The 18,130-nt window shown below is 47.1% G+C and carries 15 protein-coding genes; 8 read left to right on the top strand and 7 right to left on the bottom strand.

The features are described 5' to 3' along the window. Positions 1-126: 126 nt before the first annotated feature. The 3 genes from ACLIIY_RS14865 (at position 127) to ACLIIY_RS14855 (ending at position 3,219) form a co-directional block, all read left to right on the top strand. The gene (locus ACLIIY_RS14865; protein WP_020196664.1) at positions 127-1,104 is read left to right on the top strand and encodes an ABC transporter permease; all 978 of its coding nucleotides are present in this window, start codon (positions 127-129) and stop codon (positions 1,102-1,104) included. Positions 1,105-1,106: 2 nt separating this feature from the next. Beyond that, positions 1,107-2,063: an ABC transporter permease gene (locus tag ACLIIY_RS14860; RefSeq protein ID WP_005533496.1), complete on the top strand. Its 957-nt coding sequence runs from the start codon at positions 1,107-1,109 to the stop codon at positions 2,061-2,063. A 160-nt stretch (positions 2,064-2,223) separates the two neighbouring features. Further along, positions 2,224-3,219 (top strand): SPOR domain-containing protein, encoded by a 996-nt coding sequence (locus ACLIIY_RS14855; RefSeq protein WP_434527835.1) that lies wholly within the window; start codon positions 2,224-2,226, stop codon positions 3,217-3,219. 207 nt (positions 3,220-3,426) lie between these two features. Here the strand turns inward: ACLIIY_RS14855 and ACLIIY_RS14850 are convergent, their stop codons facing one another. The 5 genes from ACLIIY_RS14850 to ACLIIY_RS14830 form a co-directional block, all read right to left on the bottom strand. After that, positions 3,427-5,745, bottom strand: coding sequence for an acid phosphatase (locus ACLIIY_RS14850; RefSeq protein ID WP_434527834.1), 2,319 nt, complete (start codon positions 5,743-5,745; stop codon positions 3,427-3,429). A 228-nt stretch (positions 5,746-5,973) separates the two neighbouring features. After that, a complete protein-coding gene (locus ACLIIY_RS14845; protein WP_434527833.1) occupies positions 5,974-7,536 on the bottom strand; it encodes a hypothetical protein in 1,563 nt (520 codons plus the stop codon). Between the two features lie 4 nt (positions 7,537-7,540). Beyond that, positions 7,541-8,113: a sigma-70 family RNA polymerase sigma factor gene (locus ACLIIY_RS14840; protein ID WP_434527832.1), complete on the bottom strand. Its 573-nt coding sequence runs from the start codon at positions 8,111-8,113 to the stop codon at positions 7,541-7,543. 2 nt (positions 8,114-8,115) lie between these two features. Continuing rightward, the gene (locus ACLIIY_RS14835; protein ID WP_434527831.1) at positions 8,116-9,591 is read right to left on the bottom strand and encodes a chromosome partitioning protein ParA; all 1,476 of its coding nucleotides are present in this window, start codon (positions 9,589-9,591) and stop codon (positions 8,116-8,118) included. Positions 9,592-9,622: 31 nt separating this feature from the next. Beyond that, positions 9,623-10,975 carry a serine/threonine-protein kinase gene (locus tag ACLIIY_RS14830; protein WP_434527830.1) on the bottom strand — a complete coding sequence of 451 codons (1,353 nt, stop codon included), beginning with the start codon at positions 10,973-10,975 and terminating at the stop codon, positions 9,623-9,625. A gap of 231 nt (positions 10,976-11,206) precedes the next feature. Here ACLIIY_RS14830 and ACLIIY_RS14825 point away from each other — a divergent pair, with 231 nt between their 5' ends. From ACLIIY_RS14825 to ACLIIY_RS14810, 4 genes are all read left to right on the top strand, one after another. Beyond that, positions 11,207-12,214 (top strand): LacI family DNA-binding transcriptional regulator, encoded by a 1,008-nt coding sequence (locus ACLIIY_RS14825; RefSeq protein WP_045413957.1) that lies wholly within the window; start codon positions 11,207-11,209, stop codon positions 12,212-12,214. 48 nt (positions 12,215-12,262) lie between these two features. Then, a complete protein-coding gene (locus ACLIIY_RS14820) occupies positions 12,263-13,189 on the top strand; it encodes a LysR family transcriptional regulator (protein WP_020196672.1) in 927 nt (308 codons plus the stop codon). A gap of 203 nt (positions 13,190-13,392) precedes the next feature. Continuing rightward, positions 13,393-13,770 (top strand): SMR family transporter, encoded by a 378-nt coding sequence (locus tag ACLIIY_RS14815; protein ID WP_050936336.1) that lies wholly within the window; start codon positions 13,393-13,395, stop codon positions 13,768-13,770. 2 nt (positions 13,771-13,772) lie between these two features. Continuing rightward, a complete protein-coding gene (locus tag ACLIIY_RS14810; RefSeq protein ID WP_005429986.1) occupies positions 13,773-14,102 on the top strand; it encodes an SMR family transporter in 330 nt (109 codons plus the stop codon). 177 nt (positions 14,103-14,279) lie between these two features. Here the strand turns inward: ACLIIY_RS14810 and edd are convergent, their stop codons facing one another. Together edd and ACLIIY_RS14800 are read right to left on the bottom strand one after the other, a co-directional pair. Beyond that, the gene (gene edd / locus ACLIIY_RS14805) at positions 14,280-16,076 is read right to left on the bottom strand and encodes a phosphogluconate dehydratase (RefSeq protein ID WP_434527829.1); all 1,797 of its coding nucleotides are present in this window, start codon (positions 16,074-16,076) and stop codon (positions 14,280-14,282) included. Continuing rightward, a complete protein-coding gene (locus ACLIIY_RS14800) occupies positions 16,073-16,594 on the bottom strand; it encodes a gluconokinase (protein ID WP_005449047.1) in 522 nt (173 codons plus the stop codon). The genes edd and ACLIIY_RS14800 overlap by 4 nt, the downstream gene beginning before the upstream one ends. 152 nt (positions 16,595-16,746) lie before the next feature. On the opposite strand from ACLIIY_RS14800, the gene ACLIIY_RS14795 reads away from it, so the two are divergent. Beyond that, the gene (locus tag ACLIIY_RS14795) at positions 16,747-18,123 is read left to right on the top strand and encodes a GntP family permease (protein WP_005434597.1); all 1,377 of its coding nucleotides are present in this window, start codon (positions 16,747-16,749) and stop codon (positions 18,121-18,123) included. Positions 18,124-18,130 lie beyond the last annotated feature (7 nt).

Raw genomic sequence — 18,130 nt, 5'->3', positions numbered from 1 at the left:
GGAGGGATGGATGTCCCTCCTCAACTTAAAGCACTCGACTCAGTTTTGTTTCAGTCGGACTGAGTTGGTTTTACAGACTGAATTTTCTCTCTGAATAGAGATCTATGGATAGTTAAGGGGCAAGGAATGTTTTCGTTTCTGGTCAAGCGCCTGTTTCAGGCACTGATAGTGATGTTTGTGATCAGTTTGGTGGCGTTTGCCATTCAGGATAACCTGGGTGACCCGCTGCGTGAGCTTGTAGGTCAGTCGGTTTCAGAAGCGGAGCGTCAAGCGCTACGTGACGAACTGGGCCTGAACGATCCCTTTATCACAAAGTACACTCGCTTTGTGGGCAATGCGCTACAAGGTGATTTAGGTACATCTTACTTCTTCAAGCGACCTGCGGTTGAGGTGATTCTCGATAAGCTGGTGGCAACGCTAGAGCTCGTGTTTGGTGCGACGCTCATCATTATTGTTTTCTCTATACCACTTGGGGTGTATTCCGCGATCCACCCGAAGAGTATCTTTACTAAATTCGTTATGGCGATGAGTAGTGTTGGTATCTCGATTCCGGTGTTCTTAACCGCAATCATGCTGATGTACGTCTTCTCCATAGAACTCGGTTGGCTCCCTTCCTACGGACGGGGCGAGACCGCTAATGTGCTCGGTTGGGAATCTGGCTTCTTTACCATTGATGGTATCAAGCACCTTATCCTGCCGTGTATTGCGCTAGCGTCTATCATGCTGCCGTTGTTCATCCGTCTGGTACGTTCAGAAATGCTGGAAGTACTGAGCTCGGAATACATTAAGTTCGCCAAAGCAAAAGGCCTGAACTTACAAAAGATTTATTACCAACATGCACTTAAGAACACCATGCTACCTGTATTGACGGTCGGTGGTGTGCAGATTGGTACTATGGTGGCTTACACCATTCTTACTGAAACCGTGTTCCAATGGCCGGGTACAGGCTTCCTTTTCCTAGAGGCAATCAACCGTGTAGATACACCGCTGATCACTGCCTACGTTATCTTTGTTGGTCTGATCTTCGTGGTAACCAATACCATCGTTGACTTGTTGTACGGCATCATCAACCCAACTGTGAACCTAACTGGAAAAGGAGCTTAATCATGAGCCAATCAAATGTAACACCAGCTCCTGCAGCCGCACCGTCAGCGTGGCAGCGTTTTAAAGAGTCAGATTTTCTGTATTACTTCAAGCGCGACAAAGTTGCGATGGCAAGTTTTACCGTCTTTATGATGTTCTTAGTGTTGGCATTGGCTGCACCAATTCTGGCTCCGACAGACCCGTACGATCTGACGTCCATCGACATCATGGATTCTGAGTTGCCACCGTCTTGGATGGAAGATGGCGATGAGCGCTTTGTGTTAGGTACCGATGAGCAAGGCCGCGATATTTTATCGACCATTCTTTACGGCTCTCGCTTGTCTCTGACTATCGGCTTTCTTGCGGTGGGTCTTCAGTTGGTTCTGGGCATCATCATTGGCTTGTCTGCAGGTTACTTCGGCGGTCGTATCGATAGCTTCTTGATGCGTTTTGCAGACGTACAGTTGTCGTTCTCTACCATGATGGTGGCGATCATCGTCTCGGCAATCTTCAAAGCCAGCTTTGGCAGTGATTTTTACAGTCAATATGCAGTGGTCATGCTAGTGGTGATTATCGGCGTGGCAGAATGGCCGCAATACGCGCGTACCATTCGCGCCTCGGTATTGGCAGAGAAGAAGAAAGAATACGTCGAGGCGGCGCGTGTGATGGGCTTTAAAGCACCTCGCATTATGTTCCGTCATATTCTGCCGAACTGTCTATCGCCAATCTTGGTTATCTCGACAGTACAGGTAGCGAACGCAATCATGTCGGAAGCGGCACTGTCATTCCTTGGTCTGGGTCTACCAGTCGACCAGCCGTCACTGGGTGCCTTGATCAGCATCGGCTTTAACTACATCTTCTCTGGTGCATGGTGGATTACTGCCTTCCCAGGTATCGTGCTAGTAACGCTGGTATTGGTTATCAACCTATTAGGTGACTGGTTACGTGACGTGTTCAACCCGAAAATCTACAAGGGTTAATCACTAAAATACGCACCTATACGTTGCCTATTTCATAAAATTCTTTCTAAACTGAGAGCCGGATGCAATTCCGGCTCTTTTTTTGCTTATCACTTTTTATTCATGTTTTATTGACGCTTTGTCGCGATAATTTCATCACCTACTGTTCAGAGTGAAGCGTATGGAAATGAAGAAGGCACAACACTCCTCTCGTATCGTCCAATCCGGCTTGAGCCTTGGATTGCTGTTGGCGTGCGCCCAATTTTCGACACCGGTATTCGCGGAGGATTTTCTTTGCCAAGCTTCTCAAGCGAGTAACAAAGAACTGCCAGTACTTGAGCAATCTTGTCCGATCGGGAAAGGGTTATGGGGAAAGAAAGTGCCGCAGGGAGGCAATGATTTCTTCTGGATCCAATGTGGTCTATTGCCAAAACCGATGTCTTTGGCCAAAGCCAAGCCGATTTACGGCAAAATCACCACGGATGTTTGGATGAAGCCGGAGCAAAAAAGCTACCGATGTCTTATTGGTCCTTATACTGAATTTGCCAAAGCCTCGCAGGACTTACAGCGAGTCAAAACCTTGTCGACATACAAAGAAGCCTTTATTCGTGTGGTTGGCAAAGGTACGACAGAGCCAGTGAAGCAAACTAAGCCGATGCCGAAACCTGCTGCGAAGGCAAAGCCTGTGACACCTGTTGCTCCAGTAGCCGCTACTCGTGCGAATACGGACGCATTTAAGACAAAAGAGGCACCTGCGAAAGTCGCGTCCAAGTCAAAGCAACCAGAACCAGTAGCCGCTAAGTCAGCTAAGATGACCAAGCCTGTTCAACCAACTATCAAGAACGACAACGTTGAAGTGCGTTTGAAAACGGTATTGAAGGGCAAGACATTTGTGGTGCCGTATTTAATCGAGAACAACAACCAGTTCTACATGGAACATGGAAAGCCTTGGAACCGCTTAAACTATGCGAGCTCGAAAAAGGTCTGTCAGCAACTGAGTATGGACTTGGCGAGTGTCTCGGACTTCAAAACACTGCGTGCATCAGGGGTGATGGAGAAAAACAATTGGCCGCTGCAGTTGCCTTACTGGGGTAAAGATAAGAAGGGCTTGTTTGCCGACCGAGAACCGAATCAGCTCACGGGTACATCCTTACTCAATGTGATTTGTGTGAAGTAATTAAACAGATACAAAAGAGCCCCGCTTGAGCGGGGCTTTTTTGCGGCCTCAAATAGAGGAGCTATTTGAGTTGGGTTTCCTTGTGGCAGTTAGCGCAACAGTATACTTCTTTGATGCCTTTGCACTTTTCCCAGAAGGTTCTGCGTCGGCGATGCAGATGAATCTGGCTACAACAAGGTTTCGATAGTATTTGTTTGTCTTTACTCATTAGTCTTCAATTAAAGGTAGTGATTCCATCACTTTTTCCATTGCTTCTTGAGAGTGTGAGTACAGACCGAACTCTGGGGCTGATACCCAACCGTTTTGTTCAACGCTTGAGTTGATGCCGATGTAGAAGTCACCAAACTCACGGTTCACGTTACGGTGGCGGGTCTTGTAATCAGAATCTGCCCCTGTTTCTTCTAGAATCAGAGTTTCACGATTTGTTTCGCTATCTAGAGAGATAGTCCAGTTACCTGGAGTGTAGAATCCTTCTGGTTTGATAGACTCGTACTCGTAAGCACCGTTTGCGTACTCAAACTTACCTGCTGCATAAAATAGCTCAGTCTCGTCTTGAGCAACGGTCTCGCTTTCTACCGTCATATCAAATTCAACCTTACCGTTCGCAACCTTTTCGCTCACTGGTAGTGCTTGTGCGAAAGGTGTATCGGTTGAATCAAACCAGAACAACTCATCACCATCGATTTTCACAAGGATTTGGTAGTCGCCTTGTGTGGTTTTGTTTTGGTATAGCATTTCATACTCAGAACCTTCATCGTCGTACAATTTGCCGTCTTTGATCTCTACGTCCCAACAATCTTTGTCTTGGTAAGCCGCGTAGTTTGGTAGCTTGTCCAGTTTTGCCAAAATCGCGTATGGGTCGTACTCTGATTCCCAAGAGTTGCTTAGGTTATCACTGATGTTTGCCGAGTATTCTTCGCCTTGCTCATCATCGTTTGAGCCCCAACACCATAGTAGGCCTTCGGCATCTTTCATAAGAATCGCATGGCCGATTTCGCCATCGTTGCGCGCGAAGCTGCCCATTTTTGCCGCTTTGCCGTTAAAGTGGTCGATAGTGAAGCCTAGAGTAGGTACGACTGGCGGCGGTGTAGCGCCTTCTTTCACTTCTGGCAGTTTAAAGGTGACGCGAGTTTTACCATCTTCGTTATCTTCTACGCCAACGGTAAAAGTTTGGCCTGCAGCGTAAGCTTTTTCTGGTGTGCCTTCGATTGTGATGATTGCGTTGTCGTCTTCATCGATAGACAAGCCAGCGATAGAGATCGATTCAGCAGAATATTCTTCTAGTTGGCCATCTTCGTCTTTGAAAAGACCTGAAATGTCTAGAGTTTGCTCAAAAGCTTCACCTTGCTGTAGTTGCCAGTCATCAATGATGCTTTGCAGACGTTTTTGTTCTGCTTCAATGATGGTCGGCGCTTGGTTCGCGGTTTCGATGTCCAGCTCAAATACTGTACTTACAGTAGCAAGTGTTTTGCCTGTAGAGTCTTTATCTTCAGCCGTTAGGATGATTTCAAACTCACCGGCTTTGGTGACTTCAGCCGCTGGTGAAAGAACCAATTGGTTGCCTTCGATGCGAGCTTCGATACCTGTACCAGCAAGGTTATGAGTCAATTTAGGTGTGACAAGGTTTTGGTCTTTGTCTTTGAATAGACCTTCAATGTTAAGCTCTACACCATCGAAACCTGCGCCTTTAACGATCTCAGGTAGGTTCTCTAGCTTATCTTCTGCCGCTTCTTCAACGTCTTCGTTAACCACAAGCTTGTTGTTGTATACCGGAACCGGAGACAGCTCGTTGCTGTTTGGCGTTGAGTCTTCAATCACTGGTTTGTTGTTCACATCCGTGATTTGCTCTTGCGTCATTTCGCCTACGATAGCATCCGCTTCTTTAGCGAATTCAGTTGCTTTCTTCTCGTAGTTTGCTGGGTTTTGCGCTTTTGATTCAGTCAGAATCTGAGCGGTTTTATGTAGCTCGGCGCTTTTATCTACACCCGAAACGAAGTCACTGTACAGATCGATAGGAGCTTCTTCTGTACCACCAAGTGCTTGGCTTACTTTTGCTGCCGCTTCTTCTTCTGTTAGCGAGCTGTTGTTTGCCATCTCAATCGCGACAAGGTCTGTGATTGGTGAGATAACGTTAGACGAGTTTGGTGCGCGGAAAACCAGTTCGTGAGCCATCGCTTGGCTTGGGTGATCCATATCTACAGTGTAAGTGCCTGCGTAAGTCGGATCTAAAGCGATAAGCTGTTTCTGTTTCACACCGTTCGGTGTGATGGTTTGTAGAGCCAGAGTTGTCTCTGGTTTTGCTTTGATTTTAAGCTGACCTTTCTCATCGGTTAGACCAAGGAATGTATCATTGGTGTCCCATTGGCCATTGTTGTTCAGATCTTCAAACACAACTGCATTTTTGAAGTAGCCATCAAAGCCTGTGATCACTACGCCAGCATTACCGCCGTTTGAGCCACCATCTGAACCACCACAACCTGTTAGCGCGATAGCCACTGACGCTGCTAGTAAACTCACCTTATTCATTGTTTTAATCCTTGTTTCGTTTCCGAATGAGAAAGTCGCTTTTTATTGTTTTATCTTCAAATCTCACTAGTGAGATTGGAAAAGCAGCGCATTTTGGATCGTTTTTGGAAGCAGCTTCAAGATACGAAAAACCGAAAAAAAACCGTAAAAAAACTTTGAATATTTTTTTGTTGATCAGATTAATTGTTTGAATTATCAATAAGAGTGCTGGTTATGGAATACAAAGACTTATTTTGAGTTTTTAGTTAATTTCTGAGTGGTTTTTGTCCCAATCGGATCGTGATAAATCATATTGATTTTAAACTCTTCAACTTCACTGGCGTATTGAGGTAGCGGGCGCAAAATGTAGCTATACGTTTCGCCGTGGAGAAATACATCATTGGGATGATAGTCATTATTAAATATGACGAATGCGTACGTAGACAGTTTAGGAGCCGTCTGACAATCGGCCTTATCGGAGTAGGAGATGATATCACTGAACATACCTTCTCCTGCGATGATAGAGACATCCCAAAATGGGCACATCTCATGACCAAATAGGTCGCTGTATGACGTCACTACGTTGAGATCCGAGTCAAAGCTGTCATACCACTCACCATCTTGAGCGAAGTTTCGGTCAAAAATGTAGTTGCTAGCGGTTGCAAGACGGTAACCTCCCGCAGTAGGGATAAGCAAATCAAATAGTGTGGTTTGATATAGCTTCTCCCCTGTATTGACGTTCAAACGTTCTTCCATTGAGCGTTTGTTCTTTTGCATGGTGTAGCTTTCGAAACGATTATCATCGAAAACGGTAATGAAATAGTTTTCGGTCTCTTTGTGCACGCGTGAGGTATAGACCTTTTTCGTGGTCCAAATTTGTTGTGAGCCGTTTGCTTGCACGATTAATGATTCATCGCTGATCTGATACTGGCCGACTTTTTTTAGTTCCTGCTCTTCAGGACAACGAGTTTTGTTGTTGGAAGCCGCATAAAAGACCTCTTCTTCGACAAATTTAAATGCCTCACAGTACACAACTTCATAGGCGTATTTCTTTCCACCAAGCAATGTTGTGGATTCAAGGCGATACACAATGCCATCGATCAGAGGGTGTTCAGTATCATTTTGTTCTTCGGTTACTGCTGGCAGTTCAAAGCGCGTGGTAACCCAAGCATGGTCTTCTGTACCATGATGGTCATCGCGCGCAGATACCGCTAAGTAAGTGGTTTGGTCGAACGCTTTTGGTGCGCCTTGCAACATGATTTGCCCTTGGTTGAGAACACTCAGTCCATTGGCGTTTTCCAACCAGATTCGGGTCGTGAGAAGGTCACCCTCGGGGTCTTCAAACAATTGCTCCAATCCCAATGAGTAGTTAATAGGGTTGTTTTGCGTCAGCTCCCAACCAAAAATGATGGTTTGTAATTGCTGCTCTACCGCAAGGTTAATGATCGGTTTGCCATTGTTAGTCGCATCATTGTTTACGTTGCTACTCACGTAGGTTTGAGTCAGGTCTCCGGAGTAATCGACCACCGATGATCCAAAAGCATCTTGAACCTGTTCAGGCTGATCTGACAAGGTCGATTCGAGTGCTTTTTCAAAGGCGAGATCGTTGTTTCTCTCTAGTACTGAGGAGGTTAAGGCTTGCTTCACTTCAATCAACGAAGTGCGTTCACCTTGGGATGTTTTTCTCTTATCTAGGCCATTTTGTGTTGGTTCTATATTGGCAGCCGCAGCGGCTGTTTGTTCATCTGAAAGCCAGTAGCTTGCCATTAAGCAGACACCCAGTGCGCCTGCAATCCAGTATTTTTTCGTCATGATGCTACGCGTGCGCCATTCTTGATTGCAGCCAACTGCGCGAGAACTTAAGGTCTTTTTCAATCAAACTGGCGCTGCATTCGAGCAGTTCACAGATCTCTTGGTTTTTCATGCCCATCAGGTACTTGAGCTTTAGTGCGTTGGATTGGCGCGGATAGCGCACACTAAAGTTGTCGAGCGCTTTGTCCATGATGATGAGTTGCTCGAAACGATCTTCTTCCTCCTTCATCAAGGTGATGTGTTGTCGCTTCTGCGCTTGATGGGCGCGTGCATTGTCAATCAGGATCTGGCGCATCACTTTGGCTGCCATTAAGAAGAAATCACGCTTGGTTTCAATCTCACTCATGTCGCAGCTAGACATTTTTAGATACGCATCATGAATGAGCGCCGTGGTGCTGTTTACGCTATCTGCCAGTACCTTGTTGTCGGTGCCGTATTTCTCTGCGTTGCGCTCACGTTCTTGCTGAGCAATCTTACGCAGTTGTAGGTAAGCGAATTGGTACAACTCACTTTCCGCTTTTTTATTGCCGGCTTGCCACTGCTGGATAATTTGCGTCAGGGTAGATTTAGAAGCCATGGCTATACGTCCTCACTTACTTTTACAAACTCAGAGATAGAATGGGTTTCAATGCGGTCAGACCCATCACGATTACGGCTGATGTCTTGTTGGTAGCGATACAAAATACCTTGCTCCCAGCTCTTGCCAGCAGGCAGATATTCCCACGTGGTGTAGTTGATCTCAGAAGGTTTTGACGACCAGCGCACCATCACGTTCATCTGTGCCAACTCAGCGCTCGCCTGATCATTGTTGACCCACCACATATCCAAATACTCGTTGGTGACATCTTGGGTGTATAGGCTGGTATCTGTCGGGCAGGTAACGGCATCAACTGGTAGGCGCAACACTTGGTTATGACGCATCAGTAGACACGATTGCTTCATCGAGTCTTGCAGGTATTGAGTTTGTTGCCACACGCCTTGGTAGGCAATTTGGCTATCGATGGAATCAGGGTAAGTGAACCACAACATTTCGGTGCGGTTGTGGTGCTTAACGTGCTCGTTTTGCCCCAAACCTTGCACTTTTTCCATCAAAAGCTGGGTACTAGGGTCGAAGTTGAGCGCGACAGAGCGATATTTCCAGTCGCCATCATCGTTGTAATCTTCTAATGAGAAGCCATTGAGATCATTACGAGTACAGCCTTTATACGCGCAGCCAACCAAGCTTTCCCATTCTGAAAACTTTTCAATCGGTTCGATAATGTCTTCTGTCACACTGTGATTGAGTGCTAAGAAGCAGCCTTGGAAGTAGTCGCCAATGCTTGGGTGCTGAATTAGGTTTTCTTCAGTAATGGTGAAATTGACCTCACCAATCGGTGGGCGGTAACGCGGGTGATGTTGGTAGCGAATATCGAACGCGCAGGCGCGACCTTGCCAGTCTTTTTTCTTGATGATGATGTTCTTAAAGCGCACGTCACGAGGCTCGAAAATGATTTCATCTGAGGCGAAGTTTTTTTCGATGTAGCGTTGGCTTTCATTTAGGTGTTCAACCGCTTCTTGTACCGAAACCCAATCCAAATTGAATTGGTGTTTAGCGTCATCTAAGAAGTTGAGGTCAAGACGTTTGAGTTGCGCTTGGAAGGCAGGGTCGGATAACACCTTATTAGCTAGCACGATTTCTTGGCGGTTTTCTGGTGTGCTGTCGAGAGAGAGCAACAAGCGGGTCATGTTGATGCTGCGGCTTGGCTTGGTGGTTGCCATAGTCGGAGTAAGCACTTCCTGGCTCGACATCGTCGTGAGCAAGTAGCCGTTATCGTCATTGCCTAGGAAGAAGCTGATGACATCACCAGGGCGATATTGAAATGCGCCTTTATCGGTGTGGCCAGATAGGTTGGAACTGGTTTTGTAATACAGACCAGTCACCGGTGAATCGATGAAGAAACCTTGCTTTATGGTAGGCGCTGTCGCTTCTGCCGACGGAGTCGTAGAAGTGGAGTTCGCCCATGCTGGTGCTATCGCTAAAGCCGATAGCCAGATCGCAACGGAACGTGTGTACATCTTAAATTTTAAGCCTTTTTCGTGTTTAGCCTTACTGTTGAGTGCGGTCCTTTGGTGCACAATTTGGCTGACAACTTATTGATTTTGTAAGGTGCTTCTCTGGCACCGGCGTCATCATCGCCAACAACATTTTCTGTTTTATGTGTTTGGGGATATCTGGGTTAGACAGAATCCGCCTACGTGTCAGCTCCATCATGGCACTGACGGACATATGCTCGACATTTTGCCCCTTGGCGTGAAAGACAAGGCGCGTGACTTCGTACATGATGTCTTCTGCAATCTTCTTCTCTTGTTGCAGTTGTATGTTCTTTTGAATCAGAGTGTTACCAAACAGCAAGCCAGATAACACTAAGATCGCGGACAACACCGATGGCAGCGGTCGACGTTGTACCAAACGAAGCGTACTGTACAGCGGCCAGTGCTTCTTTTGCTCGATTGGACGTCGTTCCAAAATACATTCAATATCTTGGCGTAGTGTTCGAACATTGAGGTAGCGTTGCTTTGCTTTCGCTCGTGTCGCGCGTCTCACCACCCAATAAATGTCTGACCACATTGGCTGTTCAGGAAACATCAACGCCAGAATCTTACCCAGTGAATACACATCACTTTGTTCGGTTAAAAACTGCCCAGCTTGTTGCTCTGGACTAGCGTATTTTTCACTGAAGGCAATCAATGCGGGAGACGAATCATCACCGCTTGATTGCACCTTTTGCGTCAGGTTGAAATCGAGCAGCTTTGGCCGTTTATTACGATCAATGAGGATGTTTTCTGGTTTGAGATCCGCATGCAGGACTTGATGCTGGTGGGCGTGTTCCATTGCCTGACAAATCTGCTTAAACAGCAATAACTTGTCATCGTCTTCCATTGGCGTGAGCAACAAATACGTGTCTAGAGTCTGACCAAAAACGCGTTCCATCACGATGTAAACCGAATCACCGTGCAAGCCGCCATCAAACACTTTGGCAATGTAAGGGTGGTTTAAGCGAGCCAGAAGCTGAGCTTCATCAAATAGGGCGCGTTTGCCTAATACATTACTGAGATTGGTTTGAATGAACTTGATCGCAAGGTCTTGCTCGAACGTCTCGTCAGCGCGCAGTGCCGCATACACGACCCCCATACCTCCACGCCCTAACTCATGGGTAAGGCGGTACTTGCTGACCACTTCGCCTGTTAGATCGACCTCTTGTGTTGTGGCCAAGCTAGCGCCGAAGCCGAGCAACTCTGTGAGGTGTTCTTCTTCGTTTTCACTGGCTAAAAGAGGGGCGACTTGGAGGTAAAGCTCAGGCTGACTCTGCTGCAATTCGTTAAGGTATTGCTGCTTCTGAGAGTCGTCCAGATCAAGCAGGTGATAGTAAATCTGGGTTTCGCTGGAGCCTAACTGCACGGTGCTTTATATCTTATTGTTTTAGGTACGCTATCTTATAAGAAACTCAATATTAATGTCATTTATTTATTCGGCTTTGAGTCACAATGTTTAGTTTGCATCTTGATGGTTATTTAAGCACTAAGGTTATGATTTTATTAATGATGTAGTGGATGGTTTTTACTAAGCTTGTCGGCGAGGAGTCTATTCGTCATAATGTTACTAGTAACATTACTGATAAATTAGATATTTATGGCTCAGCAGAATAAGAAAGCACGAACGACATTGCAGGATGTCGCAGACAAAGTTGGCGTAACAAAGATGACCGTCTCGCGTTACATGCGCAATCCAGACTCAGTGGCAGAAAAAACACGAGTGAAAATTGCCGCTGTAATTGAAGAGATGGGCTACATCGAAAACCGTGCTCCGGCGATGTTGTCGAAGTCTTCCAGTAAAGCGATTGGTATTTTACTGCCTTCACTGTCCAACCAAATTTTTGCGTCTTTTGTTCAGGGCATTGAAACGGTCACTAAAGCTAATGGCTATGAAACACTGCTTGCGCACTTTAGTTATGACGAGCTGGAAGAAGAACGCAAAATCGCGTCGCTGCTTTCTTACCAAGTTGACGGCTTAATCCTAACCGAAAGCCACCACACTCAACGCACTTTGCAGATGATCAAAAACGCAGGTGTTCCTGTGGTAGAGACCATGGAACTGCCAGAGCAGCCGATTGATATGGCGGTTGGTATGGATCACGAAGACGCTTCTTACAGCGTCGTAAAGCGCATGTTGGAGTCGGGCAAACGGACGATTGTTTACTTCGGTGCTCGCTTGGATACGCGTACTAAATTGCGTATGCAGGGTTACGATCGCGCGATGACAGAAGCAGGATTGGAGCCAAAGCACGTGCTAACGGGCGATCACTCTAGCTTTTCGTTGGCGCATGATTTATTGGAGCGCGCACTGGCAACCTACCCAGAACTTGATGGTGTATTTTGTACCAACGACGACATCGCGATTGGTACTTTGTTGAGTGCTCAACAACGCGGCATCAAAGTGCCAGATCAACTTGCGGTGGTGGGCTACAACGCATTAGATATCGGGCAAACTATTAGCCCGAAACTGACCAGTGTGGATACACCGCGTTTCGAGATTGGTGAGAAAAGTGCCGAGTTACTGATTGCACGCCTAAAGGGTGAAGAGCAAACAGAGACCAAAGTCGACATGGGCTATCAAATTACGGCAGGCGAAAGCGTCTAACTCACTCACGTTTATCTTTCATCATTCGTTTCTGATAGGGACACGGGCATGCCACATCAACTTGATGCGTTGGATCTGAATTTAATGCGCTTACTTAAAGCCGTGGTGGATAACCGCAGTATCAAGTTGGCGGCGATGCAACTTGGCATTTCGCAGCCCAGTGCTAGTCGTGGGGTGATGAAACTCAAAGACGTGTTTGATGATCCGCTGTTTGTGCGTAAAGCCCATGGGGTAGAGCCATCCCCAATGGCGATTCGCTTAGCGGCGGAGTTCGATAACATGCTGTCGCCGCTAGAAAAAGTAGTGCAGGAGTTTTCGGACTTTGACCCACTCGAATACCAAGGTCAGATTGCGATTGTGACTGACCCTTATTTGATGGACGAACAAGGTCAGCGTTTATTACGCGGTTGCCATCAAGCCTTTCCTCAAGCCTCGTTTGCTTTCTCAAGTTGGAACATTTATTCCCAAGACGAGATGCTAGAGGGCGAGCACGACTACTGTATTCTCGACCAAGAAACCGAGTTATCGAAAGACATCTACATGCGCCCGTTATTTGTTGAAAAGCGTGTGATTTTGGCGCGTAAAGACCATCCAACCTTGTCGCAAGTCAGTAATGACTGGGATACGGTGTCGGAATTGCCACTGGTCTCTTTGCCTGCACCAGCATCCTACAATCCGCTGTGTACGGTGGAATCGGAATATCGCCGAATGGGTTACGAGCCGGTCGTACTACTTAAATCCTACAACTTGCGCGTCGCTTGCCAAATGCTGCTTGAGACCGATGCCATCATGTATGCCAGCCAAAGTACTGCACATTTGATGCACGAGCTTGCCTCTTATCCAATGCCGATGGTCAACCGAGAGTTCAGCCAATTTGTTGTTTCTGGAGGTTATTTACAGACCTACCGTAACCACCCATTGCATCGCCATTTGCACCAAGTGGTGCAGCAAACCCTCAATACGCCATTAACGTGATCGGATAGGCAAACTGCCCTTTTAGATATTCAAAAATGAATATCTCAATTACCTGTCTGTTTTGCTGAAGAAGGGCTAATCTGACTACAAATAGTCAGGAGAAGCGGCTCTTTTTATCTTATCAATTCTTTGAATGTCTGATTCTTAAAGGACATTCACCATTCTCCGTTATGCAGTTTTTTAATTTCTTAGGAGGATGAATCATGCTCATTGCACGTCTATTTTTATTGCTCGCCATCGTTGCCGAAGTTGCCGGTACCAGTACGATGTCGTTTATTGGTGAAAGTAATGCGTGGGAAGGCTATCTGGTGATGTACGTACTGATCGCCATTTCCTATTACTTCTTGTCGAAAGCGGCAAAGAAAATCTCTATCGGTGTCGCGTACGCAACATGGGAAGGTTTGGGTATCGCCTTGATTACCCTAGTTTCTATCGTTTTATTTGATGCCAACTTAAGTACGCAGCAGTTGCTTGGTTTGGCGCTGGCAGTGGTCGGTATCGTGTGTGTGACGCTAGGCGAATCACACGGTCAGCCTCAACAAAAAGATGAGTTGCCAAACTCATCGAGTGCGAGGTGTTAATCATGAGCCAATTTTTTACTGTTTCATTTGGATTTGTTGTCATGGCGGCGTTGGTCGACATCATGGCGAACATGGCACTGACTCGCTCTAAAGGCTTTAAGCACAAAGGGTGGGGCATCACTGCGATTGTGTTGGTTATGGCGGCGTTTACCTTACTTGCTCAAGCGGTAAAAGAGATCGACCTTGCGATCGCCTATGCCTCTTGGGGCGCGATCGGTATCTTAGGTACCGCGATTGGTGGCGCTTTGCTGTTCAAACAAAAGCTTAAGCCGATTGGCTGGTTTGGTATCTTTGTGGTGATTGCCGCGGTTGTGGTGATGAAGACGGCTTGATGTTCTTTGCCTGAATCCTAGATATCGTCATTCTGAACAGCGAGGGACGAGCGTGATTCAGAATCTACCAACAAAAAGTGCTGTGGCAGAGGTGTTTCCTCTCGCTTCACAGCACTTTGATATTAGATTCCTGATCTCGCTTAGGCTCGTCGGAATGACGGGGTCTTTCTTCCCGTCCTAAACAATAAAGCTTGCGCCTTCTTCTGCGCTCGAAACGCTCTGACGAATCACGCTAAAGAAACCACGACCCCAAGTCTGTTGTTTCGCTTCAGTATCCATCTCTAACAATTCACGACCCGTAACATCGCTTAGGTTGTTTAGCTCGCCAGTTTGGCAATCAACGCGGATGATGTCGCCATTACGTACCAAGCCAATCGCGCCGCCACGAATTGCTTCTGGAGAAACGTGGATTGCTGATGGAATCTTACCCGATGCACCCGATAGTCGACCGTCCGTCACTAGCGCGACTTTAAAGCCCGCTTTCTGCACGTTGCCGAGAATTGGCATCAGTTTATGCAGCTCTGGCATGCCGTTCGCTGCAGGACCGTTGTGCGTCACGACCACGATGCAATCTTGGTTTAGCTCACCGCGTTTGTACGCCGCTTCCACTTCGTGTTGGCATTGGAATACGATCGCAGGCGCTTCGATGATGCGCTGATCTTCTTTCACCGCAGACACTTTCACTACCGCTTTACCCAAGTTTCCGTTGAGTACGCGAGTACCACCGGTGTTTTGGAAAGCTTGCGTTGGCGCAGCAATCACTTCGCCGTCTTGGCTGCCACCACATGGTGTCCAAGTCAGTTTGCTGTCGACTAGTGTAGGTAGCGTCATTTGGTCTTCGAATTCGCCGAATACCGGTTTCACGTCACGATGAAGCAAGCCTGACTCGTCCAAACGATGCAATAGCGCAGGTACGCCACCCGCTTCTTGGAACGCGTTCATGTCTGCTGGACCGTTCGGGTAAACGCGCGCTAATAGTGGCACGACTTCAGATAGGTCACTGATGTCTTGCCATGTCAGAATCAAACCTGCCGCACGCGCCACCGCCAACATGTGGATAGTGTGGTTGGTGCTGCCGCCCGATGCCAACAGCGCAATAATACCGTTGATCAGGCTCTTTTCTGTGACAACTTCAGATAATGGACGGAAGTTGGCTGAACCTGCATTCATTGCCGCAATTTTCAGAGCAGCGTGATCAGTCAATGCCTTGCGCAGCTCAGTATGTGGATGGATGAATGCCGAACCTGGCAGCATCAAACCCATGGCTTCAAACACAAGCTGGTTGGTGTTTGCTGTGCCGTAGAAAGTACATGTGCCCGCCGAGTGGTAAGCGCGACACTCCATATCAAGCAGTGCGTCTTTGCCAACTTCGCCCGCCGCGTATTTTTGGCGAACGTCGACTTTCTCTTCATTGCTGATGCCCGTTGCCATCAAACCTGCTGGCACAAATGCCGTTGGTAGGTGTGCGTAAGACAGCGCGCCCATCAATTGTCCCGGCGCGATCTTGTCGCAGATACCCAGAAGCAAGGTCGCATCGAATACGTTGTGGCTCAGTGAAAGCGCTGTTGATTGAGCAATTAAGTCACGAGAAAACAGTGACATGTCCATGCCCGCTTGACCTTGAGTCACGCCATCACACATTGCCGGAACACAACCAGCAACTTGCGCAGTGTGACCGTAACCAGACAGCACTTGTTTGATTTGATCAGGGTAGTGTTGGTAAGGCTGGTGGGCACTTAACATATCGTTGTAAGCACTGATCAGCGCTACATTCGAATGAGTGAAATCCAGAATGCTTTTCTTTTCTGAAGAACAAGATGCCGCAACAGCGTGAGCCAAGTTACCGCAAGACAGACCGATACGACCTTTACCTGCTTCTGCTTGGACTTCAGTGCGAGCAAGAAACGCCGCACGCGCCTCTTGGCTGCGCTCAACTAAGCGTTGGGTAACGTCTAAAATTACTTGATGAGTCATGCCATTGCCTCGTCTTGCACTAGGATTAACTCAGCGGCATTCGACACAACGTCTTCGATGGTTGCATCAATGCTGACGAAAATGGTGCGAGGCTCATCTTCTGGGCGTTCTAGAGCTTCGAACTGGCTGTTGACCATGTTCTCTTTCATAAAGTGACCTTGACGAGCACGCATACGCTCAAGGATCAGTTCTTTACTTCCGTCTAGGAAGAGGAAGGTCACGTTCTCGTTGCCTTCGCGGATTTGGTCACGATAAATCTTTTTTAGTGCCGAGCAGACAATAATGCCGTGCTCATTTTTGCTTTCTAAGCTATAAGCAGCGTCGCGGATACGTTCTAGCCAAGGTTTGCGGTCGTCGTCGTTCAGAGGTTGACCTGACGCCATCTTCTGAATGTTTGCTCGTGGGTGAAGATCATCACCATCAATGAATTTACGTCCTAGCTTTTTCGCCAAGTGCTCACCAATTGTGGTTTTGCCACTCGCACAAACGCCCATAACGACGACACTACTACCAGCCATAACTTATCCTCATAACAAATTTGCGCGTGATCTCAATTTTTGAATTCACTTTAAAATATGGGTTTATCTTATTCATGTTATCGGTAACATGTTACCGGTAACTCAAATAAATGTGAACCACAACACAAACAATAATTTTTAAAGGTGAACCCATGGAACAGCTAACCCAAGCTCCAGACCCTACGTTCCTATTAACGATTGCAGTCCTCGCGATTGCGGCGTTACTTGTATTGATTATTAAGCTAAAAGTGCACGCTTTCGCTTCCCTAACGATGGTGAGTTTAGGTACTGCGATTGCGACTGGCGTTTCTTCTGACCAAGTTGTCCCAACCATGATGAGTGGTTTCGGTGGCACGCTGGCTTCAGTTGCATTGCTGGTTGGTCTTGGCGCAATGATCGGTAAGATTTTGGAAGTAACTGGCGGTGCGCAAGTGCTGGCAGATACTTTGATTGGACGCTTCGGTAAAGAGCGCGCACCATTTGCGTTGGGTGTGGCTTCACTACTGTTCGGTTTCCCAATCTTCTTTGACGCTGGTCTAGTGGTAATGATGCCAATCATCCTAAGTGTGGCAGCACGCTTTGGTGGTTCGCCAATCAAATACGCACTACCAGCAGCGGGTGCGTTTGCAGTAATGCACGGCTTTGTTCCTCCGCACCCAGGTCCAGTTGCAGCAGCAGAATTTTTAGGCGCAAACATTGGTCTACTGCTTGTTGTTGGTATCCTAGTCGCTATCCCAACTTGGTACCTAGGCGCTTACCTATTTGGTCTGTACGCGGGCAAGAAATTCGATATCCCACTATCAAAAGCGTTCTTCAACGGTGAAACACAAGTTGACGAATCTAAACTGCCAAAATTTGGCACAGTAATGACCATCCTAGTGCTGCCTGTACTGCTAATCTGTTTAGACACAGTATTGAACACACTAGCGGTTGCGGGTGTGATTGATGGCAAAACAGCACTGGTTGAATTCCTACGTATGCTAGGTAAAACACCGGTAGCACTGCTGATTACCCTGCTAGTGTCTCTTGCGGTATTTGCGAAAGACTACGGCATGGCAAAACTTGAGAAGCTGTGTGGCGACTCATTGGCTCCGATCTGTGGCGTTATCCTAGTAACAGGTGCGGGCGGCATGTTTGGTGGCGTACTGCGTGCAAGTGGTATCGGTGATGCACTAGCAGACGTTCTGACTGACACAGGCATGCCAGTGATCGTAGCGGCGTTTGTTATCTCTACCTGTCTGCGCGTTGCTCAAGGCTCTGCAACCGTAGCGCTAACGACAACTGCAGCACTTATCGCACCAGTAGTGGCAGCATCAACTGGTTTGAGCGAGCTAGACCTATGTTTTATCGTTATCGCGATTGCAGGTGGTGCAACAGTGCTTTCTCACTTCAACGACTCTGGTTTCTGGCTTGTATCTCGTCTACTAGAGATGGATGAGAAAACAACGCTAAAAACTTGGACGGTAATGGAAACTTTACTTGGTGGTATCGCATTTATTATCGTAGCAACATTAAGCTTTATTCTTTAGAGGTTAC

Source organism: Vibrio sp. K4, from assembly GCF_051122595.1.
GTDB lineage: Bacteria > Pseudomonadota > Gammaproteobacteria > Enterobacterales > Vibrionaceae > Vibrio > Vibrio owensii.
The sequence above is the reverse complement of the archived record's forward strand: the minus strand, read 5'-3'. Positions and strand labels throughout refer to the sequence as shown.

Bases quoted from the DNA above. Each gene is read 5' to 3' on its own strand.
- ACLIIY_RS14835 (WP_434527831.1), bottom strand. From the start codon at position 9,591: ATGTACACACGTTCCGTTGCGATCTGGCTATCGGCTTTAGCGATAGCA.
- ACLIIY_RS14860 (WP_005533496.1), top strand. From the start codon at position 1,107: ATGAGCCAATCAAATGTAACACCAGCTCCTGCAGCCGCACCGTCAGCG.
- ACLIIY_RS14810 (WP_005429986.1), top strand. From the start codon at position 13,773: ATGAGCCAATTTTTTACTGTTTCATTTGGATTTGTTGTCATGGCGGCG.
- ACLIIY_RS14850 (WP_434527834.1), bottom strand. From the start codon at position 5,745: ATGAATAAGGTGAGTTTACTAGCAGCGTCAGTGGCTATCGCGCTAACA.
- ACLIIY_RS14865 (WP_020196664.1), top strand. From the start codon at position 127: ATGTTTTCGTTTCTGGTCAAGCGCCTGTTTCAGGCACTGATAGTGATG.
- ACLIIY_RS14820 (WP_020196672.1), top strand. From the start codon at position 12,263: ATGCCACATCAACTTGATGCGTTGGATCTGAATTTAATGCGCTTACTT.
- edd (WP_434527829.1), bottom strand. From the start codon at position 16,076: ATGACTCATCAAGTAATTTTAGACGTTACCCAACGCTTAGTTGAGCGC.
- ACLIIY_RS14840 (WP_434527832.1), bottom strand. From the start codon at position 8,113: ATGGCTTCTAAATCTACCCTGACGCAAATTATCCAGCAGTGGCAAGCC.
- ACLIIY_RS14825 (WP_045413957.1), top strand. From the start codon at position 11,207: ATGGCTCAGCAGAATAAGAAAGCACGAACGACATTGCAGGATGTCGCA.
- ACLIIY_RS14795 (WP_005434597.1), top strand. From the start codon at position 16,747: ATGGAACAGCTAACCCAAGCTCCAGACCCTACGTTCCTATTAACGATT.
- ACLIIY_RS14855 (WP_434527835.1), top strand. From the start codon at position 2,224: ATGGAAATGAAGAAGGCACAACACTCCTCTCGTATCGTCCAATCCGGC.
- ACLIIY_RS14800 (WP_005449047.1), bottom strand. From the start codon at position 16,594: ATGGCTGGTAGTAGTGTCGTCGTTATGGGCGTTTGTGCGAGTGGCAAA.
- ACLIIY_RS14815 (WP_050936336.1), top strand. From the start codon at position 13,393: ATGCTCATTGCACGTCTATTTTTATTGCTCGCCATCGTTGCCGAAGTT.
- ACLIIY_RS14845 (WP_434527833.1), bottom strand. From the start codon at position 7,536: ATGACGAAAAAATACTGGATTGCAGGCGCACTGGGTGTCTGCTTAATG.